General features: G+C 73.5%; 27 protein-coding genes. 15 read left to right on the top strand and 12 right to left on the bottom strand.

Annotated elements, in window-relative coordinates; translation table 11 throughout:
• Window positions 1-185 precede the first annotated feature (185 nt).
• From ABD086_RS24110 to ABD086_RS24100, 3 genes are all read right to left on the bottom strand, one after another.
• Window positions 186-1,520: a HAMP domain-containing sensor histidine kinase gene (locus ABD086_RS24110; protein ID WP_343911028.1), complete on the bottom strand. Its 1,335-nt coding sequence runs from the start codon at window positions 1,518-1,520 to the stop codon at window positions 186-188.
• Window positions 1,517-2,206: a response regulator transcription factor gene (locus ABD086_RS24105; protein WP_343911027.1), complete on the bottom strand. Its 690-nt coding sequence runs from the start codon at window positions 2,204-2,206 to the stop codon at window positions 1,517-1,519. The genes ABD086_RS24110 and ABD086_RS24105 overlap by 4 nt, the downstream gene beginning before the upstream one ends.
• Window positions 2,207-2,290: 84 nt before the next feature.
• Window positions 2,291-3,196 carry an alkaline phosphatase family protein gene (locus tag ABD086_RS24100; RefSeq protein ID WP_343911026.1) on the bottom strand — a complete coding sequence of 302 codons (906 nt, stop codon included), beginning with the start codon at window positions 3,194-3,196 and terminating at the stop codon, window positions 2,291-2,293.
• A gap of 166 nt (window positions 3,197-3,362) precedes the next feature.
• Here ABD086_RS24100 and ABD086_RS24095 point away from each other — a divergent pair, with 166 nt between their 5' ends.
• The 4 genes from ABD086_RS24095 (at window position 3,363) to ABD086_RS24080 (ending at window position 6,744) form a co-directional block, all read left to right on the top strand.
• Window positions 3,363-4,028, top strand: coding sequence for a response regulator transcription factor (locus tag ABD086_RS24095; protein WP_343911024.1), 666 nt, complete (start codon window positions 3,363-3,365; stop codon window positions 4,026-4,028).
• A gap of 71 nt (window positions 4,029-4,099) precedes the next feature.
• Window positions 4,100-5,356, top strand: a complete 1,257-nt coding sequence (locus ABD086_RS24090; RefSeq protein WP_343911022.1) for a sensor histidine kinase — start codon at window positions 4,100-4,102, stop codon at window positions 5,354-5,356.
• 66 nt (window positions 5,357-5,422) lie between these two features.
• Window positions 5,423-6,154, top strand: a complete 732-nt coding sequence (locus ABD086_RS24085; protein ID WP_343911020.1) for a hypothetical protein — start codon at window positions 5,423-5,425, stop codon at window positions 6,152-6,154.
• An 8-nt stretch (window positions 6,155-6,162) separates the two neighbouring features.
• Window positions 6,163-6,744 (top strand): class I SAM-dependent methyltransferase, encoded by a 582-nt coding sequence (locus ABD086_RS24080; RefSeq protein WP_343911018.1) that lies wholly within the window; start codon window positions 6,163-6,165, stop codon window positions 6,742-6,744.
• Here the strand turns inward: ABD086_RS24080 and ABD086_RS24075 are convergent.
• Window positions 6,734-6,973 carry a hypothetical protein gene (locus tag ABD086_RS24075; protein WP_343911016.1) on the bottom strand — a complete coding sequence of 80 codons (240 nt, stop codon included), beginning with the start codon at window positions 6,971-6,973 and terminating at the stop codon, window positions 6,734-6,736. The genes ABD086_RS24080 and ABD086_RS24075 overlap by 11 nt on opposite strands.
• Window positions 6,974-6,985: 12 nt before the next feature.
• The gene (mca, locus tag ABD086_RS24070; RefSeq protein ID WP_343911030.1) at window positions 6,986-7,837 is read right to left on the bottom strand and encodes a mycothiol conjugate amidase Mca; all 852 of its coding nucleotides are present in this window, start codon (window positions 7,835-7,837) and stop codon (window positions 6,986-6,988) included.
• A 66-nt stretch (window positions 7,838-7,903) separates the two neighbouring features.
• Here mca and ABD086_RS24065 point away from each other — a divergent pair, with 66 nt between their 5' ends.
• Together ABD086_RS24065 and greA are read left to right on the top strand one after the other, a co-directional pair.
• A complete protein-coding gene (locus ABD086_RS24065) occupies window positions 7,904-8,305 on the top strand; it encodes a DUF4307 domain-containing protein (protein ID WP_343911015.1) in 402 nt (133 codons plus the stop codon).
• Between the two features lie 166 nt (window positions 8,306-8,471).
• Window positions 8,472-8,975 carry a transcription elongation factor GreA gene (gene greA, locus ABD086_RS24060; RefSeq protein ID WP_343911013.1) on the top strand — a complete coding sequence of 168 codons (504 nt, stop codon included), beginning with the start codon at window positions 8,472-8,474 and terminating at the stop codon, window positions 8,973-8,975.
• A gap of 120 nt (window positions 8,976-9,095) precedes the next feature.
• Here the strand turns inward: greA and ilvA are convergent, their stop codons facing one another.
• The 4 genes from ilvA to ABD086_RS24040 are packed head-to-tail and all read right to left on the bottom strand — an operon-like array spanning window position 9,096 to window position 14,119.
• Complete coding sequence (gene ilvA / locus ABD086_RS24055) at window positions 9,096-10,310, bottom strand: threonine ammonia-lyase (RefSeq protein WP_343911011.1); 1,215 nt, start codon at window positions 10,308-10,310, stop codon at window positions 9,096-9,098.
• Window positions 10,303-11,634 (bottom strand): AI-2E family transporter, encoded by a 1,332-nt coding sequence (locus tag ABD086_RS24050; protein ID WP_343911009.1) that lies wholly within the window; start codon window positions 11,632-11,634, stop codon window positions 10,303-10,305. Before ABD086_RS24050 ends, ilvA begins: the two co-directional genes overlap by 8 nt.
• A gap of 9 nt (window positions 11,635-11,643) precedes the next feature.
• Complete coding sequence (locus tag ABD086_RS24045; RefSeq protein ID WP_343911007.1) at window positions 11,644-12,933, bottom strand: glutamate mutase L; 1,290 nt, start codon at window positions 12,931-12,933, stop codon at window positions 11,644-11,646.
• Between the two features lie 22 nt (window positions 12,934-12,955).
• Window positions 12,956-14,119, bottom strand: a complete 1,164-nt coding sequence (locus tag ABD086_RS24040; protein ID WP_343911005.1) for a cystathionine gamma-synthase — start codon at window positions 14,117-14,119, stop codon at window positions 12,956-12,958.
• A 120-nt stretch (window positions 14,120-14,239) separates the two neighbouring features.
• Between ABD086_RS24040 and ABD086_RS24035 the strand changes: the two genes are divergently transcribed.
• Together ABD086_RS24035 and msrA are read left to right on the top strand one after the other, a co-directional pair.
• The gene (locus ABD086_RS24035) at window positions 14,240-14,473 is read left to right on the top strand and encodes a hypothetical protein (RefSeq protein WP_343911003.1); all 234 of its coding nucleotides are present in this window, start codon (window positions 14,240-14,242) and stop codon (window positions 14,471-14,473) included.
• 67 nt (window positions 14,474-14,540) lie between these two features.
• Window positions 14,541-15,191, top strand: a complete 651-nt coding sequence (gene msrA, locus ABD086_RS24030; RefSeq protein WP_343911001.1) for a peptide-methionine (S)-S-oxide reductase MsrA — start codon at window positions 14,541-14,543, stop codon at window positions 15,189-15,191.
• A 102-nt stretch (window positions 15,192-15,293) separates the two neighbouring features.
• Here the strand turns inward: msrA and ABD086_RS24025 are convergent, their stop codons facing one another.
• On the bottom strand, window positions 15,294-17,249 hold the full coding sequence (locus ABD086_RS24025; RefSeq protein ID WP_425571700.1) for an APC family permease: 1,956 nt from the start codon (window positions 17,247-17,249) through the stop codon (window positions 15,294-15,296).
• A 123-nt stretch (window positions 17,250-17,372) separates the two neighbouring features.
• Between ABD086_RS24025 and ABD086_RS24020 the strand changes: the two genes are divergently transcribed.
• The 4 genes from ABD086_RS24020 to ABD086_RS24005 all read left to right on the top strand — a co-directional run bounded on the left by ABD086_RS24020 (window position 17,373) and on the right by ABD086_RS24005 (window position 19,873).
• Window positions 17,373-17,699 (top strand): hypothetical protein, encoded by a 327-nt coding sequence (locus ABD086_RS24020; RefSeq protein ID WP_343910998.1) that lies wholly within the window; start codon window positions 17,373-17,375, stop codon window positions 17,697-17,699.
• Window positions 17,696-18,805 carry a sensor histidine kinase gene (locus ABD086_RS24015; protein WP_343910996.1) on the top strand — a complete coding sequence of 370 codons (1,110 nt, stop codon included), beginning with the start codon at window positions 17,696-17,698 and terminating at the stop codon, window positions 18,803-18,805. The genes ABD086_RS24020 and ABD086_RS24015 overlap by 4 nt, the downstream gene beginning before the upstream one ends.
• The gene (locus ABD086_RS24010) at window positions 18,802-19,482 is read left to right on the top strand and encodes a response regulator (protein ID WP_343910994.1); all 681 of its coding nucleotides are present in this window, start codon (window positions 18,802-18,804) and stop codon (window positions 19,480-19,482) included. Before ABD086_RS24015 ends, ABD086_RS24010 begins: the two co-directional genes overlap by 4 nt.
• A 91-nt stretch (window positions 19,483-19,573) precedes the next feature.
• Window positions 19,574-19,873 carry a S49 family peptidase domain-containing protein gene (locus ABD086_RS24005; RefSeq protein ID WP_343910992.1) on the top strand — a complete coding sequence of 100 codons (300 nt, stop codon included), beginning with the start codon at window positions 19,574-19,576 and terminating at the stop codon, window positions 19,871-19,873.
• Between the two features lie 62 nt (window positions 19,874-19,935).
• Here ABD086_RS24005 and ABD086_RS24000 read toward each other — a convergent pair whose 3' ends face one another.
• Window positions 19,936-20,826: an NmrA family NAD(P)-binding protein gene (locus ABD086_RS24000; RefSeq protein ID WP_343910990.1), complete on the bottom strand. Its 891-nt coding sequence runs from the start codon at window positions 20,824-20,826 to the stop codon at window positions 19,936-19,938.
• A 192-nt stretch (window positions 20,827-21,018) separates the two neighbouring features.
• Between ABD086_RS24000 and ABD086_RS23995 the strand changes: the two genes are divergently transcribed.
• Window positions 21,019-21,378 carry a YciI family protein gene (locus ABD086_RS23995; protein WP_343910988.1) on the top strand — a complete coding sequence of 120 codons (360 nt, stop codon included), beginning with the start codon at window positions 21,019-21,021 and terminating at the stop codon, window positions 21,376-21,378.
• Between the two features lie 3 nt (window positions 21,379-21,381).
• On the opposite strand, the gene ABD086_RS23990 is transcribed toward ABD086_RS23995, so the two are convergent.
• Window positions 21,382-22,041 carry a Type 1 glutamine amidotransferase-like domain-containing protein gene (locus ABD086_RS23990; protein ID WP_343910986.1) on the bottom strand — a complete coding sequence of 220 codons (660 nt, stop codon included), beginning with the start codon at window positions 22,039-22,041 and terminating at the stop codon, window positions 21,382-21,384.
• A 189-nt stretch (window positions 22,042-22,230) separates the two neighbouring features.
• Between ABD086_RS23990 and ABD086_RS23985 the strand changes: the two genes are divergently transcribed.
• Window positions 22,231-22,722, top strand: a complete 492-nt coding sequence (locus ABD086_RS23985) for a PT domain-containing protein (protein ID WP_343910984.1) — start codon at window positions 22,231-22,233, stop codon at window positions 22,720-22,722.
• Window positions 22,723-22,755: 33 nt separating this feature from the next.
• Window positions 22,756-24,108 (top strand): ABC1 kinase family protein, encoded by a 1,353-nt coding sequence (locus tag ABD086_RS23980; protein ID WP_343910982.1) that lies wholly within the window; start codon window positions 22,756-22,758, stop codon window positions 24,106-24,108.
• Window position 24,109: the final 1 nt, after the last annotated feature.

Raw genomic sequence — 24,109 nt, 5'->3', positions numbered from 1 at the left:
GTCGGGGGGCGGCTCGTCGTTCTTCGGTGGCGGCGGGAGCGGCGGCTTCGGTGGGGGCGGCGGCTTCGGTGGTGGCGGGGGCCGTGGCTTCGGTGGCGGCGGTGGCTCGCGCGGCTTCGGCGGCGGTGGCGGCGGGCGCGGGGGCTCCGGAGGCGGGGGCTCGCGGGGCTTCTGACCCCCTCCGGTCAGCCCGGTCCCGGCGGCAGCACCAGGCGCAGGGTCGCGCCGTGGTCGGCCGGCACCAGGTCGACCCGGCCGCCGTTGCGCTCGGTCAGCGCCCGGGCGATCGAGAGCCCGAGGCCGCTGCCCGGCCGCGACCGGTCCGGCTCGGCTCGGTAGAACCGGTCGAAGATCCGCTCCCGGTGCTCGTCCGGCACCCCGGGGCCGTCGTCGCTGACCAGCAGCTCCGCCCACGCGCCGCTCGGGCCGACGGCGAGCGAGACCCTCGACCGGGCGTGGGCGACGGCGTTGTCGAGCAGGTTGCGCACCGCGCGGCGCACGTCGTCGGCGTTGGCGTACGCCGGGGCGGCGGAGACCGCGGAGGTGTCGATCTCCACGGCGGCGACCGTCCGTGCCCGCGCGGCCTCCTCGAGCACCAGACCGTCGAGGTCGATCAGCGACGGCACGGTCCGGGTGGCGGCGTCCGTCGACGCGAGGACCACGAGGTCGGCGACCAGCCGCTCGAGGGTGGCGGTCGCGCCCAGCACGTCGGCCCGCAGGACCTCCGCGTGGACGGTGGCGGGAGCGGCGAGCGCCACCTCCAGCGCCACCCGCTGCGCGGCCAGCGGGCTCTGCAGGTCGTGGGAGACGTCGGCGACGAAGTCGCGCTGCCGCCGGGCGGCGACGTCGAGCCGCTCGAGCATGGCGTTCATCGTGGCCGCCAGCCGCCCCACCTCGTCGTCGACACCGTCGCCGGCCACCCGGCGGTGCAGGTTCTGCTCCGAGATCCGGTCGACCTCCGCGCGGATCCGGTCGAGGCGGCCGATGGTCCGCCCGAGCAGGAGCCACAGCACCCCGCCGAGCAGGAGCACCACCACCGGGACGCCGACCCACAGCGCGTGCCGCAGCGCGGCCGACGCCTCGGACACGGCCTCGAGGCTGTTCCCCACGTACACGGTGACCGGCCCGTCCGGGCTCGGCCCGGCGGCGTACCAGACGCGGTAGGTCTCGTTCTCGCGGTCGTCGGGCGCGTCGAACGTGCTCGTCGCGGGACGCGCCCCCGCCCGGAGGTCCGCGATCGGCGGGTCGCCGGCGATGTTCGGGGAGGCGGCGACGACCGTGTCGCCGGCGACGACCTGGGCGACCCCGTTGTCGTCGACGTTGCGCAGCGTCGCCGGCAGGTCACCGGTGCGCGCCAGCGCGAGCAGGTCCTCCACGCGCGACCGGGAGAGCCGGTCGGACCCGTCCGTGAGCCGGTTCTCCAGGGTCGAGACGAGCAGCACCGAGCCGACCGTCAGCAGCACCGCGGCGGTGAGGGTGCCCAGCAGCGTCGCGCGGGTGCGCAGGCTCGGCCGCCTCATGCCCCCGGCTCCCCCCGGTCGTCGACGACCCGGTAGCCGACCAGCCGCACGGTCTGCAGCGACGCCCGGCCGAACGGCTCGTCGATGCGCTGCCGCAGCTGGCGCACGTACACCTCGACGATGTTCGGGTGCCCGTCGTAGGCGAAGTCCCAGACGTGCTCGAGGATCGTCGCCTTGGACTGGACCTGGTCGGGGTGCCGCATCAGGAACTCCAGGAGCGAGAACTGCCGCGGCGTCAGGGCGACGGCCGTGTCCCCGCGCCAGACCCGGTGGCCGGCGGGATCGAGCCGGAGGTCCCCGACCTCCAGGACGGTCGGCCGCTCCCGGCTCCCCCGGCGCAGCAGGGCCCGCAGCCGGGCGGTGAGCACCATGAACGAGAACGGCTTGGCCAGGAAGTCGTCGGCGCCGGCGTCGAGGGCGCGCGCCTCCTGCTCGGGACCGCTGCGGGCGGTCAGCATCAGGATCGGCGTCCAGTCGCCGCCGTCGCGGCGCCGGGCGCACAGGACGTCGCCGGCGAGGCCGGGCAGCATCACGTCCACGACCATGGCGTCGTAGGCGTTCTCCGCCGCGAACCACTCGCCGTCGGTCCCGGTCAGGGCGACGTCGACGGCGTACCCCTCGGACTCGAGCCCGCGGCGCAGGGCGGCCGCGAGCTGCTTGTCGTCCTCGACCACCAGAATCCGCACGCCGTCACCCTCGCAGTCCCGCGCTGAGCGTCCGCTGAACGTGACCTGACGGTACGCCGGGGGCAGGCGACCGGCGCCCGGGCCTCAGCGCAGGCCGAACGCCCGGAGCAGGGAGCGCGACGTCGCGGCGTGCCGCAGCGGCGCGGTCCCCGCGACCTCGGCGTAGGCGCGCGACAGCGAGTAGTGCGTCAGGCTGCGCCGGACCACCACGTGGTGCACGCGGGGGTGGGCGACCACCGTGAGGACGCGGTTCCCGTGGTCGCCGTCGTCCTCGTCCGCGGTCACGACGACCGCCAGGTGACCGGACGCGAAGTCGGGCCCGCGGAGCACCCGCCCCACCTGGCGGCGCAGCCAGATGTCCGCGGTCGCGAGGGAGCAGTCGTGGCCGTCGTGGCAGGCGTCGGGCACCACCAGCCCGACCCGGGGCAGGCTCCCCGAGCCGACGTCGCCCCGCAGCCTGCTGAGCGGGACGTCGTGCCGACGGCACAGCCGGCGCTCGGACCGGAAGTAGGTCCACGGGTTGTGCCGGACGAGGTACCGGCCGCCGTTGTCCAGCTGGCACCGCGAGGTCATCCCCTCGGCGTACGTCGTCGCGGTCCGGCCCGCCCGGATCGCGCTCCCGAAGACGCTCGCCGCCCGGATCGGGTGCGCGGACGGCGGATCGTCGTCGGTGACGCCGAACGTGTCCCCGCCGGCGATGCCGAGGTAGTTCGGCAGCGACGGATGGGTCAGCCCGTGGTACCGGCGGGCGTAGCCGTAGCGGCCCGCGAGCCGGTTCAGCCACGGCATCTCGCTCCGCATCTGCTGCAGCGAGTGGTTCTCGACCATGAAGACCAGCAGCTTCGTCACGTGCGGGCGGCCGGCCCGCGCGACGGCCGACGCGTCGGCGCCCGGCAGGGCTGCCGATCCGGAGCCGGCGAGCGCGGCGACCAGGAGGGCCGCGACGACGCCGACGACCGCGGCGCGGAGGGCACGGGATATCGGGATCACCTCTCGGGTTGCTGGAACGGGCTCACCGCCGGTACCCCGACCGCACCCGTTCGTGCAGCGTCATCCGGCACGGTAACAACCGATCCGCCGCCGCGCCGCGGCCGCCGGACGCCGTTCATGTTCCTTGCAGGTTCGTCGGGCATCCTCGAGACGACGGGAGGACACGATGGCGCGCATCGGAGTGTGTGAGGACGACCCGGCGATCCGGCGGGTGGTGCTGGCGGCGCTGGACCACGCCGGCCACGTCGGCGTCGCGGCGCACGACGGTCGCGAGGCGCTGGCGCTGTTCGCCGCGGACGACTCGCTGGCCGCGATCATCCTCGACATCGGGCTGCCCGACGCCGACGGACGCGACGTCTGCATGGCCCTGCGGTCGGCCGGCCAGCCGGCCCCCGTCCTCTTCCTGACCGCCCTCGGCGCGGTGCACGACCGGCTCGCGGGGTTCAGCGCCGGAGCCGACGACTACCTGCCCAAGCCGTTCGACGTGAAGGAGCTGGTCGCCCGCATCGAGGCGCTGGCCAGGCGCGGCCGGGTCGTCACCGCCGACTCACCCGGCGACCTGGTGCTCGACCCGGCCCGGCACGCCCTGGTCTGCGGGGACCGCCAGGTCCTGCTGACCCCGACCGAGTTCCGGATGCTCGCCGCCGTCACCTCCCGTCCCGGCGAGGTCGTCCGGCGCCGCGCGCTCGTCGCCGCGGCCTGGCCGGACGGGGCCGCGGTCAGCGAGAACACCATCGACTCCTACGTACGCCGGCTCCGGGTCAAGCTCGACGAGGTCGGCTCGCCGGTCCGCCTCCACACCGTCCGAGGCGTCGGGCTCACGCTGCGGTGACCCGGCTCCCGCTCCGTCGCCTGCGACCGTCCTCCTTCCGAGGCCGGATCGTCGCCTCGACGGTCGCCCTGATGGCGGCGGTGATGGTCGGCGTCGGTATCGGCATCCAGATGCTCCTCTCCTACACCGCCCAGCGCGACATCGACCGCGTGCTCGCGGAGCGCGCCGACGCCGTCATCGCCGTGGCCGACGCCCGGTCCACGCCGGGTGGCACCGGGCTCGACGTGCCGGCGGACGCGATCGAGCCCGGCGTCCGCGTGTACGACGACCACGGCCATCCGGTCGCGGGCTCCATCGAGCAGGAGGCCCGCGACGCGGCGGACGACCTGGCGACCGCCCCCGCGCCGACCACCGTCGAGGTGGGCGAGCGGATCCGGCTCCTCGCCGAGCCGTTCACGACCGCGCACGGCCAGCGCGGCGTCGTCGTCGTCAGCCAGGACACGTCGCCCTACGAGCGCGCCGAGGCCGACGCCCTGGCCGCCACGATCGCCATCGGGCTGCTGGTCGTCGGCCTCGCCGCGGTCATCGCCCGCCGGGTCACCACGCAGGCGCTCGCCCCGGTCACCCAGATGGCCGAGCGAGCCGCGGAGTGGAGCGAGCACGACCTCGCCCACCGCTTCGACCTCGGCCCGGCGCACGACGAGCTCGGCCAGCTCGGCGAGACGCTCGACCGGCTGCTCGACCGGGTCGCGATGGCGATCCGGTCCGAGCAGCGGCTCACCTCCGAGCTCGCCCACGAGCTCCGCACGCCGCTGACCGCCGTCCAGGGCTCGGCCGACCTCGCGCTCCTGCGCGGCGGCGCCGACGACGCGACCCGCGCCGACCTGGTCGAGATCTCCCGGGCCGCCCGGGCCATGGCCGAGGTGATCACCACCCTCGTCGACGTCGCCCGCGACCCGTCCGCGGCCGCCGCCTCGGCGACCTGCCGGGCCAGGGACGTCGTCGACGCGCTCCGGCAGTCGGTGCCGGCCGGGCTCGACCTCGTCGAGGACATCGGCGGCTCGAGCGCCCGGATCGCCGGACCGCGCACCCTGGTGCTGCGTGCCGTCGCGCCCGTGCTCGACAACGCGATCGCCCACGCGGGTTCGACCATCCGGATCCGCGCCACGGACCTCCCGCACGCCGTCGAGATCAGCATCGACGACGACGGGCCCGGCATCGACGCCCGGATGCGCGAGCGCGTCTTCGACGTCGGCGCGTCCGGCAGCGGCGGCACCGGCCTGGGGCTGGGCATCGCGCAGCGGGTCGCCCGGTCGCTCGGCGGCGAGATCGTCGTCGGGACGCCCGCAGCGGGCGCGAGCTTCGCCGTCCGGCTCCCCCGCGCCTGACCGCAGTCCCGCGCGGCGGCGGCCGCGTTCAGGGCAGGTTCAGCGGGCCCGGCGCAGGCTCGACCCATGAGCACGCACCGAACCGGACAGGCACTCCTCGCCACCACGCTCGTCGCGGGCCTGCTCGCGGCCGTGCCCGCGGCCGCGAGCGGCGGCGGCGCCGGCCCCGACCCGGCGAGCTTCCGCGACCCGCACGCCAACCCGTGGTTCCCCCTCCGCCCCGGCACCGGATGGCGGATCCGGGGCACCGAGGACGGCCACCGCTACACCCAACGCACGACCGTCACCCACCGGCACCGGATGGTCGGCGGGATCCGGGCCACCGTCGTGCTCGACGTGATCCGCCGCGCCGACGGCAGCGTCGCCGAGCGGACCCACGACTGGTACGCCGCCGACCACGCCGGCCGGGTCTGGTACCTCGGCGAGCGGACCGCGACGTACCGCCGCGACGGCAGCGTCATCGACCGCGAGGGCTCCTGGGAGGCCGGCCGGGACGGGGCGGTCCCCGGCATCATCATGCCGGCGCACCCGCACCCCGCCGCGGCGTACCGCCAGGAGTACCGCCGCGGCGACGCCGAGGACCAGGCGTGGGTCGTGCAGCGCGGGGCCCACGTGCGGACGCCGGGCGTGACCTCGCGGCACGCGGTCCGCACCTTCGAGTGGTCCCGGCTGGAGCCGCACGTGCTGTCGACCAAGCTCTACGTCCGCGGCTACGGCCAGGTGCTCGAGCGGGACGTCGCCGGAGGCGACGAGCGGTTCGAGCTGGTGCGGCTGCATCGGCCCGGAACGCGTGGTTGACTCGGCCCGTGGACGCGCAGGCCTGGGACGAGAGGTACGCCGCGAACGACCTGGTGTGGTCGGCGGAGCCGAACGTGTTCGTGGCCGCGGAGCTGGCCGACGCCGAGCCGGGCCGGGCCCTCGACCTGGCCGCCGGCGAGGGCCGCAACGCGATCTGGCTGGCCCGACGGGGCTGGACCGTGACCGCCGCGGACTTCTCGCAGATCGCCCTGGACAAGGGGCGTCAGCTGGCCGGCGACACCGGCGTCCGCTGGGTGTGCGCCGACGCGACCCGGTGGGACGAGCCCGCGGCGTACGACCTCGTGGTGGTGGCCTACCTCCAGCTGGCGGCGCCGGAGCGCCGGGCGGCCCTGCGGGCGGCGTACGCGTCGCTGGTCGAGGGCGGCACGCTGCTCGTCGTCGCCCACGACTCCTCGAACCTCGCCGAGGGCACCGGCGGGCCGCAGGACCCGGCCGTGCTGATGACGGCCGATGACGTGCTCGGCGACCTCGAGGGGTTGGCGTTCGACGTCGTCCGCGCGGAGCGGGTCGCGCGCCGGGTCGGCGACCTGACCGCCTGGGACTGCCTGGTCCGGCTGGTCAGGCGGTAGGAGCGCTCGGCGGCTGCTGGTCGCCGGGCTTCTTCCGGTCGGACGGGTCGTAGAGCCCGGCCTCCTCCGCGGCCTCGGCCTTGCGGAGCTGCTTGACCAGGCTGAACCCGAGGAACGCCACCGCCAGGATCAGGCCGATGAAGATCGCGAACGCGAGCCACCCGGCCTTGACGTCCTCGTCCTTCGGCACGTCGTCGACGAAGGAGATCACGAGCGGGAGGAACTGCATGGGAGCAGTCTCTCAGAGGGGGTCGGTGATGCCCGCGAAGAGGTCGTCCTCCGGGGTGGGGCTGGTGACCTTGCTCTCGACGAGCTCGAAGTCCTCGGTCGGCCAGACCTTCTCCTGGATCTCCCGCGGGACCGCGAACCAGAACCCGTCCGGGTCGATCTGGGTGGCGTGCGCGAGCAGCGCCTGGTCGCGCACGCCGAAGTACTCCGCGCACGGCACCCGGGTGGTGATCCGGGCGTCCCACTCCGGCTCCTCCTTCCACTCCTTGAGCCGCTCGGCCCACGGCGACTCGAGCCCGTGCTCGAGCATCGCGTCGTGGATCGCCTGAATCCGCGGCCGGTTGAAGGAGTGGTGGTAGTAGAGCTTGAGCACCTGCCAGGCCTCGCCGAGCTCGGGGCGCCACGCCGGGTCGGCGGCGGCCTCGAACGCGAACACGCTGATCTCGTGGCACTTGATGTGGTCCGGGTGTGGGTAGCCCCCGCGCTCGTCGTACGTCGTCATCACGTGCGGGCGGAACGAGCGGATCAGCTTCACCAGCGGCGCGGCCGCCTCCTCGAGCGGGACCAGCGCGAAGCAGCCCTCGGGCAGCGGCGGCTTCGGGTCGCCCTCCGGCCAGCCGGAGTCGACCCAGCCCAGCCAGTCCTGCCGGATGCCGAGGATGTCGCGGGCCCGCTCCATCTCCTGGCGCCGGATCTCGGTGATGTTCTCGAGCACGTCGGGGCGGTCCATCTTCGGGTTCAGGATGGAGCCGCGCTCGCCGCCGGTGCAGGTCGCCACGTGCACGTCGACGCCCTGCGCGACGTACATGGCCGTGCTCGCCGCACCCTTGCTGGACTCGTCGTCGGGGTGGGCGTGCACGTGCATCAGCCGGAGTCCGGCGCGGGAGGGGTGCTGCGTCACCCGGCAATCCTAGATGGGACGATTTCACGCGTGAGCGCTCCCACCGACCTGACCGACCGGTACGGCGCGCCGTCCGCCGGCCGGCGGTGGGCGCTGCTGGCGGTCGTGGTCATCGTGGTCGCCGCGTTCCTCGGCTGGCTGGGCTGGACGATCTGGTCGCAGTCCACGCCCCGGGTGACCTCGAGCCTGATCGGCTTCCGGGTGCAGGACGAGCACACCGCCACCGCCGACGTGCAGGTGAAGCTCGCCGACGACGGCGTCGAGGCGACCTGCACGCTGCGGGCGTACGCCGGCGACCACACGGTCGTGGGCGAGCTGGTGTTCACCCCCGGGGAGAGCGGGCGCACCGAGCAGACGGTGCGCACCGAGCGGGAGGCGACGTCGGTCGAGCTGATCGGCTGCACCGCCCCCGGCCAGAATCGCCCCCGCTGACCGCTCTGTTGTTAGACTCGAAGTTCTGACTGTCCCGCAGGGCTGTCGTGGTGGACCGGCCCCGCGCACTCGTCGCACGGCCGTTTCGTCACACGCCGGGCGGGGCACCACCCGACGATCGGCGGAGCCGCTTCCGTCGTACCTCGAAGCAACACAGGAGTACCCGATGACGCAGTCGACCGAGCAGGGCACGATCTGGCTCACCCAGGACGCCTACGACAAGCTCCAGGCGGAGCTGGAGCACCTCAAGGGCCCCGCGCGCCAGGAGGTCATCGCCCGGATCGCCGCTGCCCGGGACGAGGGCGACCTCAAGGAGAACGGCGGCTACCACGCCGCCCGCGAGGAGCAGGGCAAGCTCGAGGGCCGGATCCGCCAGCTCGAGGACATGCTCCGCCGCGCCGAGGTCGGCGAGACCCCGGCCGACGACGGCGTCGTCGAGCCCGGCATGAAGGTGACCTACAAGTTCGTCGGCGACGCCGACGACGAGGCCGAGACCTTCCTGCTCGGCGCCCGCGAGATCGAGCCCGACGGCCTGACGGTCTACTCCCCCGAGTCGCCGCTCGGCTCCGCCATCAACGGCCGCAGCAAGGGCGACACCGTCACCTACCTGGCGCCGAACGGCAAGGAGCTCCAGGTCGTGATCCTCGACGCGGTGCCCTTCACCGGCTGACCCCTGCGCCGCGCCCGCACCGGCTGTAACGCGGTGTTAGGAGCACTGTGATCCCGTTGCAGCGGGCTCCTAGTGCTCCCAACACCGCGTTACATGCGTTTCGCCGCGGCGGCGGGACAGCTATTCGTAGACCCGGTAGCCGCGCTCGCGCAGCCGGGCGAGCACCTGCTGGGTGTGCGGCTCGCCGCGCGTCTCCAGCTGCAGGTGCACCTCGACCTCGTGCAGGTGCAGCGACGGGGAGATCCGCTCGTGCACCACCTCGAGCACGTTCGCGCCGACCGCGGAGATGTCGACGAGCAGCTGGGCGAGCCCGCCCGGGAGGTCCGGGATGCACACCCGCAGGTTGAGGTAGCGCCCGGCCGCGGCCATGCCGTGCTGGATCACCTTGCCGAGCAGCAGCGGGTCGATGTTGCCGCCGGAGAGCACGGCGACCGCCGGCGTCTCGAACGCGTCCGGCCGCTCGAGGATCGCGGCGACGGCGGCCGCGCCCGCGGGCTCGACGACCATCTTGGCGCGCTCGAGCACCGCCAGCACCGCCCGGGAGAGCAACTCCTCGGAGACCGTCACGATCTCGTCGACGTGGTCGCGGACGGCGGCGAACGGGACGGCGCCGGGCAGCCCCACGGCGATGCCGTCGGCCATCGTGTTCATCGTCTCGAGGGCGACCGGGTGGCCCGCGGCGAGGGAGGCCGGGTACGCCGCCGCCTCCGCCGCCTGCACGCCCACCACGCGGACGTCGGGGCGCAGCGACTTCACCGCGATCGCGATGCCGCCGAGCAGCCCACCGCCGCCGAGCGAGACGAGCACGGTCTTCACCTCGGGGGCCTGCTCGAGGATCTCGAGTCCGCAGGTGCCCTGGCCGGCGACGATGTCGGGGTGGTCGAACGGGTGGATCAGCACCGCGCCGGTGCGCTCGGCGAAGTCCCGGGCCGCGGCCAGCGCGTCCTCGAGGTACCGGCCGTGGAAGGTCACGTCGGCGCCGTACCCCCGGGTCGCCTTCTCCTTGGGGATCGGCGCGCCCTCGGGCATGAAGATGGTGGCCTTGATGCCGAGCATCTGGGCCGCCAGCGCGACGCCCTGGGCGTGGTTGCCGGCGGACGCGGCGACGACGCCGTGCGCCCGCTCCTCCGGTGACAGCCGGGAGATGCGGACGTAGGCGCCGCGCGCCTTGAAGGAGCCGGTGCGCTGGAGGTTCTCGCACTTGAGGGAGACCGGGCCGCCGGCCAGCTGGGACAGCCACCGCGACTCCTCCATCGGCGTCTCGATCGCGACGCCGCGCAGCAGCTCGCGGGCGGCGCGGATGTCGTCCAGCCCGACGGTCGGTACCTCACTCATCGGTGCCCTCCTCGGGGGCGTCCACGGTCGCCCCCGTCTCCTCATAGTCCTCCTCCAGCTGCTCGACCGGGTCGTCGCCCGGGTCCGTGTTGGCGGCGAGGTGCTGCACGACGGCGTTCAGCGCCGCGGCGAGGGGGACGGCGACCAGCGCGCCGGCGATCCCGGCGACGATCACGCCGCACCCGATCGCGATGATCACGCCGAGCGGGTGCAGCGACACCCAGCGGCCCATGAGGAACGGCTGGAGGACGTGGCCTTCGAGCTGCTGGACACCGATCACGACCGCCAGCATCAGCAGCGCGGTGAACGGCCCCTGGGCGACCAGCGCCACCAGGATCGCGACGGTGCCGGCGATGGTCGCGCCGACCATCGGCACGAACGCGCCGAGGAAGACCAGCACGCCGATCGCGAGCACGAACGGCACCCCGAGGACCGCGGCGCCGATCATGATGCCGATCGCGTCGACCGCCGCGACGATCACGGTCGCCCGGACGAACTGGGTGAGCGAGATCCACGCGACCCGGCCCGAGCTGTCCACGTGCGGGCGGGCGCCGCGCGGGGCGAGCCGGACCGCCCACGCCCAGATCCGCTCGCCGTCGGCGAGGAAGAAGTAGGTCGAGAACAGCACGATGAAGAACCCGGCGAGGACGTGCCCCAGGGCGGTGCCGACCTCGGTGAGGTTGCCGAGGTCGACGTGCTTGCCGGTGTTCTTCAGGCCGTCCTGGGCGCGCTGGATGTAGTCGTTGATCTGGGAGTCGCTGGCGTGCAGCGGCCCGGTCTTGAGCCAGTCCTTGATCTCCCCGAGGCCGGCGGACGCCTGGTCGGCGAGGTCCTGCGCACCGGTCGCGACCTGCTGGCCGGCGAACGTGAGCAGTGCCCCGATGAACGCGAGCACGACGACCACGACCAGCAGCGCCGAGAGCCCCCGCGGCAGGCCGAGCCGGTGCAGCCCGTCGACGAGCGGGATCACCAGTGCGGAGATCAGCAGCGCGATCGCGACCGGGATCGCGACCACGGCGAAGAACGCGACCAGCCACAGGATGAGGTACGCCGCCGCGGCGATGACGAGGAACCGCCACGCCCAGGACGCCGCGAGGTCGACGCCCCACGGGACGTGCCGCTCCGCGGAGCTGGTGCGGTCGATCACGATCGGCACCGGCGCCGGTCCGCGCTCGTCGCGCCGCGTGGCCCACTGCTGCGCGAGCCGCGCCGCGATGCCCTCGGCGGCGTCGTCCCCGCCGGACCGCTGGCGCAGGTGGATGATCGGGAGCCGGCGCCGGTTCCCCGGGGTGCGCTCGGCGGGGTCGTCAGCGTCGTTGCTCACCGCGACAGGCTATCCGGCGGTGGGGGCGGCGAGCGTCATCGCCAGGCGGTAGGCCGCCTCGGGGTGCTCGTCGGCGAGCAGCCCGGCCGCCGCCAGCACGTAGTCGGCGTCCACGACCACCCGCGGGCTGCGCGGCAGCTGCCAGCCGCCGGCGACCTCGCCGGTGCTGCCGGCGAGCACCCGGTCGGCGACGCCGGGGCGGCCGTTGCGCAGCACGCCCCCGGAGCCGACCAGCAGGTCGACCTCGCGCAGGTCCTTCCCGGTGCGCTCGACCACCCGGCCGTCCGGGCCGACCACGACCTTGGCGCGGCCGGCGTGCCGGCGCAGCGCCGTACCGACGGCGGCGCGGGCGATCGCCTCGTCGGCGTCCCGCTCCTCGTCGGTGTCGGGGAGGAAGCCCGGGTCGTCGTGCCGCCGCTGCGCGGCGCCGGCGAGCTCGGGCAGGTCGGCGACCGTGGTGACCGCGGACCAGCGCATGCCGAGGTCGCCCTCCACCGTCCGGGTGACCCGGGTGGTGGCGACCACCTCGCGGCCCACCGAGTCGGGGTCGAGGTCGACGACGGAGTGCACGTCGGTCGTCGCGCCGCCGACGTCCACCACGACGACGTCGCCGGCGCCGCGGGCCAGCAGCTCGACGCCGGTGAGCACCACGTCGGGGGTGGCGCCGCGGACCATCGCGGTGAAATCGGCCCGCGTGCTCAGGTGCTTGCCGCCGATCACGTGCGCGAGGAACATCTCGCGGATCGCCGCCCGCGCCGACTCGGGGGCGAGCACGCCGATCCGTGGCACGACGTTGTCGGCGAGCACGTGCGGGTTGTCCGCCAGGATCGCGGCCACGTCGGCCTGCGCCTCGACGTTGCCGGCCACCACCACCGGTCCGGTCCAGGCGTGGGCGAGCTGCTCCGCGGCCTCGAGGAGCACCTCGCGGTTGCCGCCGTCGGTGCCGCCGGTCAGGAGGACGACGTCCGGGTCGTTCAGGTCGGCGAGACCGCCGTCGGCCATCGCGACGACGCGCACGACCTTGCCGCCGCTGGACAGCGCCACCCGGCGGCCGGCCTCGGCGGTCACGAGCTCCTCGTTGCCGACCACGGCGATCCGCAGCCCCCCACCGGCGCTGGAGCAGGCCAGCACCTCGGCGGTCGCCGCCCGGGGGTTCTGCGCGACGAGGGCGGCGAGGCACGCGTCGTACCCGTCGAGGACGTCGCTCTCGATCGTGGTGCGGTGCGAGGCGGAGGCCACGATGCAGCCCTCCGCGAGGTCGACCAGGACCGCCTTGGTGAACGTGGAGCCGAAGTCCACGCACACCGCCGCTCCCGCGCGGTCAGTCAAGCGCGCGCTCGAGGTCGGCGACCAGGTCGTCGGCGGTCTCGATGCCCACGCTGAGGCGGACCAGGTCGGCCGGCACCTCGAGGTCGGTGCCGGCGACGCTCGCGTGGGTCATCCGGCCCGGGTGCTCGATGAGCGACTCGACGCCGCCGAGGGACTCCCCGAGCGTGAACACCTCGGTCCGTTCGCAGACCTGCAGCGCGTGGGACTCGCCGCCGGTGACGCGGAACGACACCATGCCGCCGAACCGCTTCATCTGCCGCTGTGCGATCTCGTGGCCGGGGTGGGTCTCCAGCCCCGGGTAGATCACGTCGCCGACCTTTGGGTGGCTGGTGAGGAAGTCGACGACCCGCTCGGCGTTGTCGCAGTGCCGGTCCATGCGGACCGCGAGCGTCTTCAGGCCGCGCAGCGTCAGCCACGAGTCGAACGGCCCCGCGACCGCGCCGATCGCGTTCTGGTGGAAGGCGACCTGCTCGGCGAGGTCGAGGTCGCGCACGACGAGGGCGCCGCCGACGACGTCGGAGTGGCCACCGCAGTACTTGGTGGTGCTGTGCACGACCACGTCCGCGCCGAGGGCCAGCGGCTGCTGGAGGTACGGCGAGGCGAAGGTGTTGTCGACGACCAGCAGGGCGCCCGCGTCGTGGGCCACCGTGGCCAGGGCGGCGATGTCGCCGATGTTCAGCAGCGGGTTGGTGGGCGTCTCGACCCAGACCAGCTTGGTCTGCCCGGGACGGATCGCGGCCGCCACCGCCTCCACGTCCGAGACCGGCGCCGGGCTGTGCTCCAGGCCCCAGGCCTGCTCCACCTTGTCGAACAGCCGGAACGTGCCGCCGTACGCGTCGTCGGGGATCACCACGTGGTCGCCGGGCCGGCAGGTGCTGCGCACCAGCGTGTCCTCGGCGGCCAGCCCGGACGCGAACGCGAAGCCCCGCTCCCCCTCCTCCAGCGCCGCGATGTTGCCCTCCAGCGCGGTGCGGGTCGGGTTGGCGCTCCGGCTGTACTCGTAGCCGCCGCGCAGCCCGCCCACGCCGTCCTGCTTGTAGGTGCTGGTCGCGTAGATCGGCGGGATGACCGCCCCCGTCGCCGCGTCCGGCTCGTACCCCGCGTGGATCGCACGCGTCTCGAAGCCGGACTTGTGGCGGTGCTGCTGCTCGCTCATGTCGTCGAGGCTAGCGGGGGGCGGGTTTCACCGGTCAGCCGGTGAAACCCGACCGACACGCCGGGGCACAGCGGCGTGTCGGTCGGGTTTCGGCGGACAAGTCTGGGGAACGCCCCTGGTATGGCCGACCGCTCGTGCACCGCCTGCCGCTCCGTCGCGGTCGAGCCCGGGTTCTTCGAGGACCGGGGCGAGGGGTCGCTGGGGTACGTCCGCTGGATCGCGGGACCCCTCCAGCGCGGCATCTTCGGCGGCGCCAAGCGGACGGGCAAGCAGCGGCACGCGGTCGGCGCGTACCGCTGCACGGTGTGCGGGCACCTCGAGCTGTACGTCGAGGACGCCGACGCCCAGACCTGAGCGGGAACGCCACGGGCACGACCGTTGTTACACACTGTGCCTGATCACTCCGACCGAAGGAGAGCCCGTGTTCCTCACCCGCAAGGCCCAGATGGTCGCCCCGGAGCAGACCCTGCCCGGCCGCACCGAGCCGCAGTTCGCGCTCGCCGAGAAGCACCTCGTGCTCGGCACGCCGCTCGTGACCGACGAGGTGCCGGAGGGCTACGAGGTCGCGCTGTTCGGCCTGGGCTGCTTCTGGGGTGCCGAGGAGATCTACTGGCAGGTGCCGGGCGTCTGGTCGACCTCGGTCGGGTACGCCGGCGGCACCACGCCGAACCCGACGTACGAGGAGGTCTGCAGCGGCGCCACGAACCACACCGAGGCGGTGCGGATCGTGTTCGACCCGAAGCAGGTCGCGTACGCCGACCTCGTCAAGACGTTCTTCGAGGTCCACGACCCGACCCAGGGCTACCGGCAGGGCAACGACGTCGGCACCCAGTACCGCTCGGCGATCTACTTCACGACGCCCGAGCAGGAGCGGGTCGCCCGCGAGCTGACGAAGGTCTACGGCGACGAACTGAAGCGGCGCCGGCTCGGCGACATCACCACCGAGATCCGGCCGGCGAGCGACACGCCGTACTACTACGCCGAGGACCACCACCAGCAGTACCTGGCGAAGAACCCCTTCGGCTACCGCTGCCACGCGAACACCGGCGTGAGGTTCCCCGAGACCGCCTGACCTGCACCGATGGGCCCTGCGTCGCCGACGCAGGGCCCGTCGCCGCTTCCGGGGCCCGACGGTCGACGGTCGCCTGCTCAGCGGACAGCTGGGTTCGGTTGCTCACCCGGCGTGGACGTGGGGGCGACGGGTACGGTCGGGCTCGGCCCGGCGGACGACCTCCCGCGTGACGGGGGCGACCTCGCCGACGCCGAACAGCAGGAACCTCAGGAGGTGGACGGCCGGGTTGCCCTCGGTCCACTCGAAGTAGATGTGCGGGCGCACGCCGGTGCGGTCTCGGATGTCGAGCAGGAGCGATGCGAGGGTGTTGGGCACCGACGAGCCGGTCGCCGTGAGCACGCGGTACGTGTCCTGCATGACCTCGCCGTGGACCTCGATCCGGCTCTCGAAGTCGGAGTAGTCGCCGATCTCGACCTCGACGAGGATGATGTCGCCGGCGTTGGGCAGGTCGTGGTCCTCGACGATCTGGCGGACCTTGTCTCGGTACTCGGCCACGTCGCGGGCGTCGGGCTCGTTGGCCACCAAGCGGATGGATCGGCGGGCACAGTCGCGCAGGAAGGACTCCGCGCGCGGGTCGTACGTGATCTCGGTGGCGCGGAGCTCGAAGGCTCGCAGGGCGCGCGACACCAGCGACACGGCGATGATGGCGGCGATGAAGCAGGCGCCGATCTTGACGCCGTCCGGACGCTCGCGGACGTTGTCCAGGGTCGTGTAGGTGAGGACGGCCCCGATCGCGGCGTAGGCCACGGTCAGCTTCCGCTGCCCCGCCCGCCGGGCCGCGAGCGTCACGGCGACGGCGGCGGACGTCATCAGGACCAGAACGCCGGTGGCGTACGCGCCACCTTGCGCGTCGACGTCGGCATCGAAGATCCAGGTGATGAGGAATGCCGTGCCGGTGAGTACCAGGACCAGCGGGCGCACCGCCCCGGCCCACTCCGGTGACATCCCGTAGCGCGGCAGGTACCGCGGGATCAGGTTCAGCATCCCCGCCATGGCGGACGCGCCGGCGAACCAGAGGATCAAGATGGTGGAGGTGTCGTAGACGGTGCCGAATCCGTTGCCGAGGTAGAGGTGCGCCAGGTAGGCCAGGGCGCGGCCGTTCGCGGAGCCACCGGGCTCGAACTGTTCCTGGGGAATGAGGAGCGTGGTGACCAAGCTGGAGCCGATGAGATAGACGCTCATCACGCAGGCGGCCGTGGTGAGGAGCCGCTTGGTGTTGCGGATCCGGCCGGCGGGGCGTCGCGCGTCGTCGTCGGGGTCGCCCTCGACGTGGCTCATCACCGCCACGCCGGTCTCGAACCCGGACATGCCCAGGGCGAGCTTGGGGAAGAGGGTCAGCGATACCGCGACCATCAGTGCGACGTTGCCGTGCTCCGCGGTGAGGGCCGTCGTCCAGTCGGTGATCCGGTGCGCGTCCTGTGCGACATGAGCGGCCGCGACGGCGATGACCACGACGTTCAGGCCCAGGTAGGCCACGACGAGGGCGACGGCGACGCCGATCGCCTCGGTGAAGCCCTTGAGGAAGACCACTCCGAGCAGCCCGACGAGCCCCATCGTGATCCACAGCTGCTGCCCGTGCAGGACGTCGGGGACGTGCGGGTTCTCGACGACGTGGGCGCTGGCGTCGGCCGCCGACAGGGTGATCGTGATGATGAAGTCGGTCAGGGCGAACCCGAGGAGCACGAGCACGAAGAGCTTGCCGCGCCAGAACGGCAGCAGTCGCTCGAGCATGGCGATCGACCCCTGCCCGTGGGGACTCTCCGCGGCCACGCGGCGATAGACGGGCAGCGCCCCGAACAGCGTGAGGAGGACCAGCACCACCGTCGCGATCGGGCTCAGCAGACCGGCGGCCAGGAACGCGATGCCGGGCTGGTAACCCAGGGTCGAGAAGTAGTCGACGCCGGTCAGGCACATCACCTTCCACCACGGGTGCGGCCGCTCGCCCTGGTGCTGGGCGGCGTGCGGGCCGGCGTGCCGTGCGGTGTCCTCGGGACGGTGGAAGAACCACTCCCGGAACCGCCCCGGGGCCGTCTCACGCGACTGGAGTTCGACGCTCACTCCTCCCATCCAACCGGCGGCGGGCGCGGATCGGCCCGGGCCTAACAGCCCCCTAACGGGGGCCGGTGTCAGGGTCCTGTCAGGACCCGGCGCCGGGCGGGTGCGGCGCGGTTGGCTGGAGACATGGCCCAGCACGTCATGACCGACCAGGTCGGCGTCCGCTTCGGCATCGCGTGCGGCGCGCTCTTCCTGCTCACCGCCGGGGTGGTCTCCGCGCCGCTGTCCGGCGGGTACGGCGTCGCCGCGCTGCTCCTCGTGACCGGGCTGCTCGCGACCACGCTCGACCGGTCGCACGCGCTCGGTCTCGGGCTCGCGGGCTGGGCGTTCGCCACCGGCTTCGCCGTGCACGCGCTCGGCGTCCTCACCTTCGCCCCGTCCGACCTGGCCCGGCTCGGAGCCTTCGTGCTCCTCGCCGTGCTCACCAGCCGGGGGCGGGCAGGAGCAGAATGAGCGCCGTCCCCGCCGCCGTCGACAGCGCAGGAGCAGCACCGATGGTTCCCGGCAACCTGAGCGTCCGTCGCCGCGCCCTGGGCTACGCGATGGCGGTGGTCGGGGTCGTCGTTCTCGCGGCCGTCCTCGAGCCGCTGCGCGGCCGGTTGGACCTGGCCAGCGACGCCATGCTGTTCCTGCTGCTGGTCGTGACCACGGCCATCGTGGGCGGCCTCGGGCCTGCGCTGGTGGCCGGCGCGCTCGGCGCGCTGACCTTGAACTTCCTCTTCACCCAGCCGTACCACACGCTGCGCATCCACGAGCCCAGCGATGTCGTCGCCGTGGCTGTGTTCGGCATCGTCGCCCTGATGGTCAGCTGGGTCGTGGACCTGGCCGCGCGACGGGCCGCGGCGGTCCGCGAGGCCGCCGAGCTCGAAGCCGCGAACCGGCTCCGCACCGCGCTCCTGGCCGCCGTCGGTCACGACCTGCGCACCCCCTTGGCGGTGGCGAAGGCCGCGGTCTCCGGGTTGCGCAGCAGCGACGTGGTCCTGGCCGAGAAGGACCGCCGCGAGCTCCTCGCATCCGCCGACCAGGCCCTCGACCGACTGTCCTCGTTGGTCGAGAACCTCCTGGACCTCAGTCGGCTGCAGGCCGGCGCCCTGCCCGTCCGGACCCGCCCGGTCGCGCTCGGCGACGTCATCGCCCGAGCCCTCGACGACCCCGGCGTCGAACCCCGCGCCGTCGTCCTGGACCTCCCCGACGAGCTGCCGGACGTGGTCGTCGACCCGGGCCTGCTCGAGCGGGTCGTCGTCAACGTGGTCGCCAACGCCCAGCGGTACGCCACCGACCCACCGCTGCTCACGGCGTCCGCCGTCGACGGCCGTGTCGAGATGCGAGTCGTCGACACCGGGCCCGGCCTGCCGGGCGCGAGCCGCGACCGGGTCTTCGTGCCGTTCCAACGACTCGACGACTCCGGCTCCGGTCTCGGACTCGGGCTCGCGCTCTCGCGCGGACTGGTGGAGGCGATGGCCGGGACGCTGACCCTCGAGGACACACCCGGTGGCGGGCTGACACTCGTGGTGTCGGTGCCGGCCACGCCCGCTCCGCAGACCCGGGTGCCGTCGTGAGCCGGGTCCTCGTCGTCGACGACGAGCCACCGATCGTCCGGGCCCTGGCGATCAACCTGCGCGCGCGTGGCTACGAGGTGGTCACCGCCGGCGACGGCGCCGGAGCCCTCCAGCAGGCCGCCGCCCAGCCACCCGACGTCGTCGTCCTCGACCTCGGCCTGCCCGACCTCGACGGCGTCGACGTCATCACCGGGCTCCGGACCTGGACCTCCGTCCCGATCCTCGTCCTCTCCGGACGGAGCGACAGCGCCGACAAGGTCGACGCCCTGGACGCAGGTGCCGACGACTACGTCACCAAGCCGTTCGGGATGGACGAGCTGACGGCACGACTGCGCGCCATGCTCCGACGCAACACCACGGCCGAGTCGTCCGCGACCGTCGAGTTCGGAGATGTCGTCGTCGACCTGGCAGCGACCCGGGTGACCCGCGCCGGACAAGAGGTCCGGCTCACGCCGACCGAATGGCACCTCCTGGAGGTGCTCGTCCGCCATCCCGGAAGGCTCCTCAGCCAGCGTCAGCTGCTCACCGACGTCTGGGGCCCCGGGTACGAGACCGCCCAGGGCAACCTCCGGCTCTACATCGCCCAGCTCCGCCGCAAGCTGGAGCCCGACCCGTCCAGGCCTCGGTACTTCCGAACCGAGCCGGGCATGGGCTACCGGTTCGAGGCGGGGCCTTGATGCAACAGAGCCTTCGTCGTGCTTCCGGACATCCCGGCTGAGCGTTGGCATCTCGACTCGCGGCAGCCGGCTGCGTCGCTAGGGTCGGGTCGTGACCGATCGTCCTGAGATCGTCTGCATCTGTGGGTCGGCGAGGTTCATGAGCGAGATGCACGAGGCGAACCGCGAACTGACCCTCACCGGAGTCATCGTCGTCGCCCCCAGCGAAGCGGACGAGTCGCCCACCGCTGATCAGAAGGCCGTCCTGGACGCCCTCCACCTGCGCAAGATCGACCTGGCCGACCGCGTCCTGATCGTCAACCCAGGAGGGTACGTCGGCGAGTCGACGCGAAGGGAGATCGCGTACGCCCGAGCGGCGGGCAAGCCGATCACCTTCACCGACCCCCTCTGAGGACGAGCACCGCGCTCATCGGAGGGTCCGGTCGAGCGATGGGTGCACCGGATGCCCGGCGGTCAGAATCGCGGCGGCGAGGTGCCCGCGGGCCGGAGGAAGGCGGCCCGCGCCTCGCCGAGCCAGTCCTCCAGCGGCCGCGGCTCACGGCCGGTCGACTTCCGGACGTCGTCGGTGACCCCGTCCATGGCGTCGTTGCTGATCCACTCGTACAGCTCCAGGCGCCCGCTCACCTGCCACGACGAGAGGCCTCCCTCGCGCAGGGTCGAGCGGGCGTCGTCCGGCGTGACGGGGTCGTAGTCCACGGTCCGCGCGAACACGGTCGAGATCCGGGCGGCGACGTCGGCGAAGCTCAGCGCCTCCGGACCGGTGAGAACCAGCAGGTCGCCGTCGTCGACCTCCGCCGCACCGGTGAGGACCGCGGCCGCGACGTCGGCGACGTCGCGGGCGGCCACGATGGCGACCCGGGCCGCACCCGCCGGAACGGGCAGCAGCCCCTCGTCCCGGATGGCGTCGGCGGATCCCAGCAGCTCGTCCATGAACAAGGTGGGCGCCAGGTAGACGACCGGCAGACCGGTGCGGTCCAGGTGCGTGGCGATCAGGCGATGGTTCTGCATGTACCGCACGGCGCAGTCGGGGTCCTGGAACCCGTCGTACGCCATCTTCACGATGCGTGGCCGATGGCCCGCCGCGACCAGGGCGTCGATGAAGATGATCTCCAGCTCCGCCTGCCCCTCGATGTCCGGGCTGAGCAGGAAGACCTGGTCGAACTGCCCCAGCACGTCCGGCGGGGGCGGGTCGTCCAGGGAGCCGACGACGTGGTCCACGCCGGGCGGCAGGTCCACGGCACCCGCCTCCGTCCGGACCAGGGCCGCGGCGGGCGCGGCCGCGTCGTCGAGGTTCTCCAGCAGCGGGTACGCCACGTTGCCGGTAGCACCGGTCACGAGGATCACGGCCTGGCCTTGTCCACGCGCACGAGGCTAGGCGCGTGCCCGACCCCTGGGCGTCCCGTATCTGGGGGATGGCCCGGATCCGCCCGTACGGGCGCGGCGGTCCCGGTCCGGGGCTGTCGTATCGGGCACTGTCCGTTCGTGGAGTGGTCAGGGCGGGCACCGGCCCGCCACCGGAACACGTCAGGAGCAGGCATGACCCAGTACCTCATCTACTTCAACCAGCAGTGGGTCGGCGACCACCCGGAGGAGTGGTACTGCGAGCGGGGCCCGCTCTCCCGGGCGGTCGTGGACGAGATCCGGGCGGCCGGCCAGCTGGTGTTCGCCGGCGGGCTCGAGGAGGAGCTGGAGCTGGCCTTCAGCGCCGACGCCACGAGCGGCGAGACGCTGCTGACCGACGGCCCGTTCGCCGAGACCAAGGAGTGGCTCGGCGGGCTGACGATCGTGGACGTCCCCGACCTGCAGACCGCGCGGACGTGGGCGGGCCGGATCGCGGAGGCCTGCGGCTGGCCGCAGGAGACCCGCCCGTTCAAGCGGGGCACGCTCATGGGCTGACGCTCAGGAGAGCAGCCGCCACTGCCCCTCGGAGACGACGTCGGTGACGCCGTCGACGACCCGGATCGCGGTCTGGTCGTCGACGGCGTACGCCGGCCCGCCGATGGCCGCGGCCCAGCGCTCGGCCGCCGCCATCGTGTTGTCGGGGAACACGTCCAGGTGCGGGAAGATCGAGAACTCGACGACGCCGAGCGTGCGGTCGTCGGCCGCGCCCGGCCACTCGACGAACTCGGCCCCGATCCGCGGCGTCATCACCATGCTGCCGGCGCTCACCCCGACCCACACCGTGTCCTCGAGCGACGGGAGGAGGTCGGCCAGGCCGGACTCCCGCATCCAGTGGCACAGGTACGTCGCGTCGCCGCCGTCCACCAGCAGCACGTCCGCCTCGCGGACCCACGGCACCCAGCGGTCCCGGCCGATCGTCGGCAGGGCGGTCAGCTCGAGCAGGCCGATCGACGCCCACTCCAGCGCGGTCATGCCGCCCCACGGCAGCAGGCCGCTGACGAACCCCCGAGCGCCGACCGGCCCGCACATCGGGTGGCCCCACTGCGCCGTCGGGACGCAGAGGGCGGACGCGTCGGCGATCGGCTTGCCGAGCATCTCGACGAGTGCGTCGCCGATGGTGGGGTTGGTGACGCCGCCGGAGGTCAGCAACAGCTTCACGAGGGCTCCTCGAGGTAGGTGTGGGCGACATCATGACCGGGCGGGCGGCCCGAACCCGTCGGTCGCTGTCGGCGCGGCGTCGTGGTCGAGGACCTCGACGAAGCCGAGGCGCCGAGGCCTCAAGTCGGCAGGCCCGCCCGCCGATCTCCCTCCCGTGTCGGGCATCGCACCGGAAGGGACCACCACCACATGAACACCATCACGCGGGCGCTCTCCGCGTCCGCCGCGGGCCTCGTGCTCGTCGCCGGCCTGACCGCGGTCGCAACCGCCCAGGGCCAGCCTCACGGACCGGCCGCGTCCTGCGCTCGCCAGGAGGCGCAGGTCGCCAAGGCGGAGGACGCCCTGGCCCGCCTCACCGCCGTCTTCGAGCGCAAGCAGCAGGCGACCGACGAGGCCGAGGAGGCGCTCGCCGAGGCCACCGGCAGCGAGAAGGCCGCGGCCCGCAAGGCGGTCGCCCGCGCTAAGGCGGCGGAGGCCTTCGCGAAGAAGGCCAGGAAGGCGCAGCTCCAGCGCTTGGCGAAGGCCCAGGAGCGCCTCGACGAGTGCCAGGGCGCGCAGCAGCCCACCGACGAACCGACGGACGAGCCGACGGACGAGCCGACGGACGAGCCGACGGACGTGCCGACCGACACTCCGACCGACGTGCCGACCGAGACTCCCACGGAGACTCCGGCCGCCTGACCTCGGGCTGGGGCGCTCGGTCACAATGGTCGGGTGACCGACGAGCCCCGGAAGGCCCTGCCCCGCAAGGCCGCGGCGCGGACGGCCAAGCTGGCCGCGCTGCCTCTGGGGTACGCCGGGCGCAGCGCGATCGGGCTCGGCAAGCGGATCGGCGGCAAGCCCGCCGACGCGGTGATGACCGAGATCCAGCAGCGGACGGCGGAGCAGCTGTTCCGCACCCTCGGCGAGCTCAAGGGCGGGGCGATGAAGGTCGGGCAGATGCTGTCCGTGCTGGAGTCGGCGTTCCCCGAGGACATGGCCGGCCCCTACCGGGAGCACCTCACCAAGCTCCAGGACGCCGCTCCCCCGATGCCGACCCAGACCGTGCGCGAGATCCTCGCCCGCGACCTGGGCCCGGACTGGAAGGACCGGCTGGTGTGGCTGGACGGCGGCCCGACCGCCGCCGCGTCGATCGGCCAGGTGCACCGCGGCCGCTGGTTCGATGGCCGCGAGGTCGCGGTCAAGGTGCAGTACCCGGAGGCCGGCGACGCGCTGCGCTCCGACCTGCGCCAGCTGGCCCGGCTCGCGCGCACCGCGGCGCCGCTCATGCCGGGCATGGACCTCAAGCCCCTGGTCGCCGAGCTCCAGGAGCGGGCCGCCGACGAGCTCGACTACCAGCTCGAGGCCGAGGCGCAGCGCACCTTCGCCGCGGCGTTCCGGGACGACCCCGACATCGTGGTGCCCGACGTGGTCGCGGTCGGTGACACCGTGCTCGTGACCGAGTGGCTGGAGAGCCCCGCCTCGATGGCGAGCATCATCGCCGGCGGCACCCAGGAGGAGCGGGACCACTACGGCGAGCTGTTCGTCCGCTTCCTGTTCTCCGGGCCGGCCCGCACCGGGATGCTGCACGCGGACCCGCACCCCGGCAACTACCGCATCATCCCCGGCCCGGACGGCGAGCCCGGCCGCCTCGGCGTCCTCGACTTCGGCGCGGTCGCCCGCCTTCCCGAACGCAACCTGCCCGAGGCCATGGGGCGGCTGCTCCGGGTCGCCGCCGACGAGGACGTCGACGACCTCGTCGACGGCCTGCGCCGCGAGGGGTTCATCAAGGAGCGGATCAGCGTCGACCCGCACCAACTGCTCGACTACCTCGCGCCCTTCGTGGAGCCCACCAAGGTCGAGCGGTTCCGCTTCAGCCGCGCGTGGATGCGCACCCAGTTCGCCCGCATCAACGACCCCCGCAACCCGGCGTACACGGTCGGGCTCAAGCTGAACCTGCCGCCGTCGTACCTCCTCATCCACCGCACCTGGCTGGCCGGCGTCGGCGTGCTCTGCCAGCTGGAGTGCGAGGCGCCGTTCCGCCAGATCCTCACCGAGTCGCTGCCGGGGTTCGCGGCGCAGAGCTGAG

Source organism: Nocardioides aquiterrae (assembly GCF_039526625.1).
Taxonomy (GTDB): Bacteria; Actinomycetota; Actinomycetes; order Propionibacteriales; family Nocardioidaceae; genus Nocardioides; species Nocardioides aquiterrae.
Note: the sequence above shows the minus strand (reverse complement) of the source record. Positions and strands in the feature narration are given on the sequence as shown.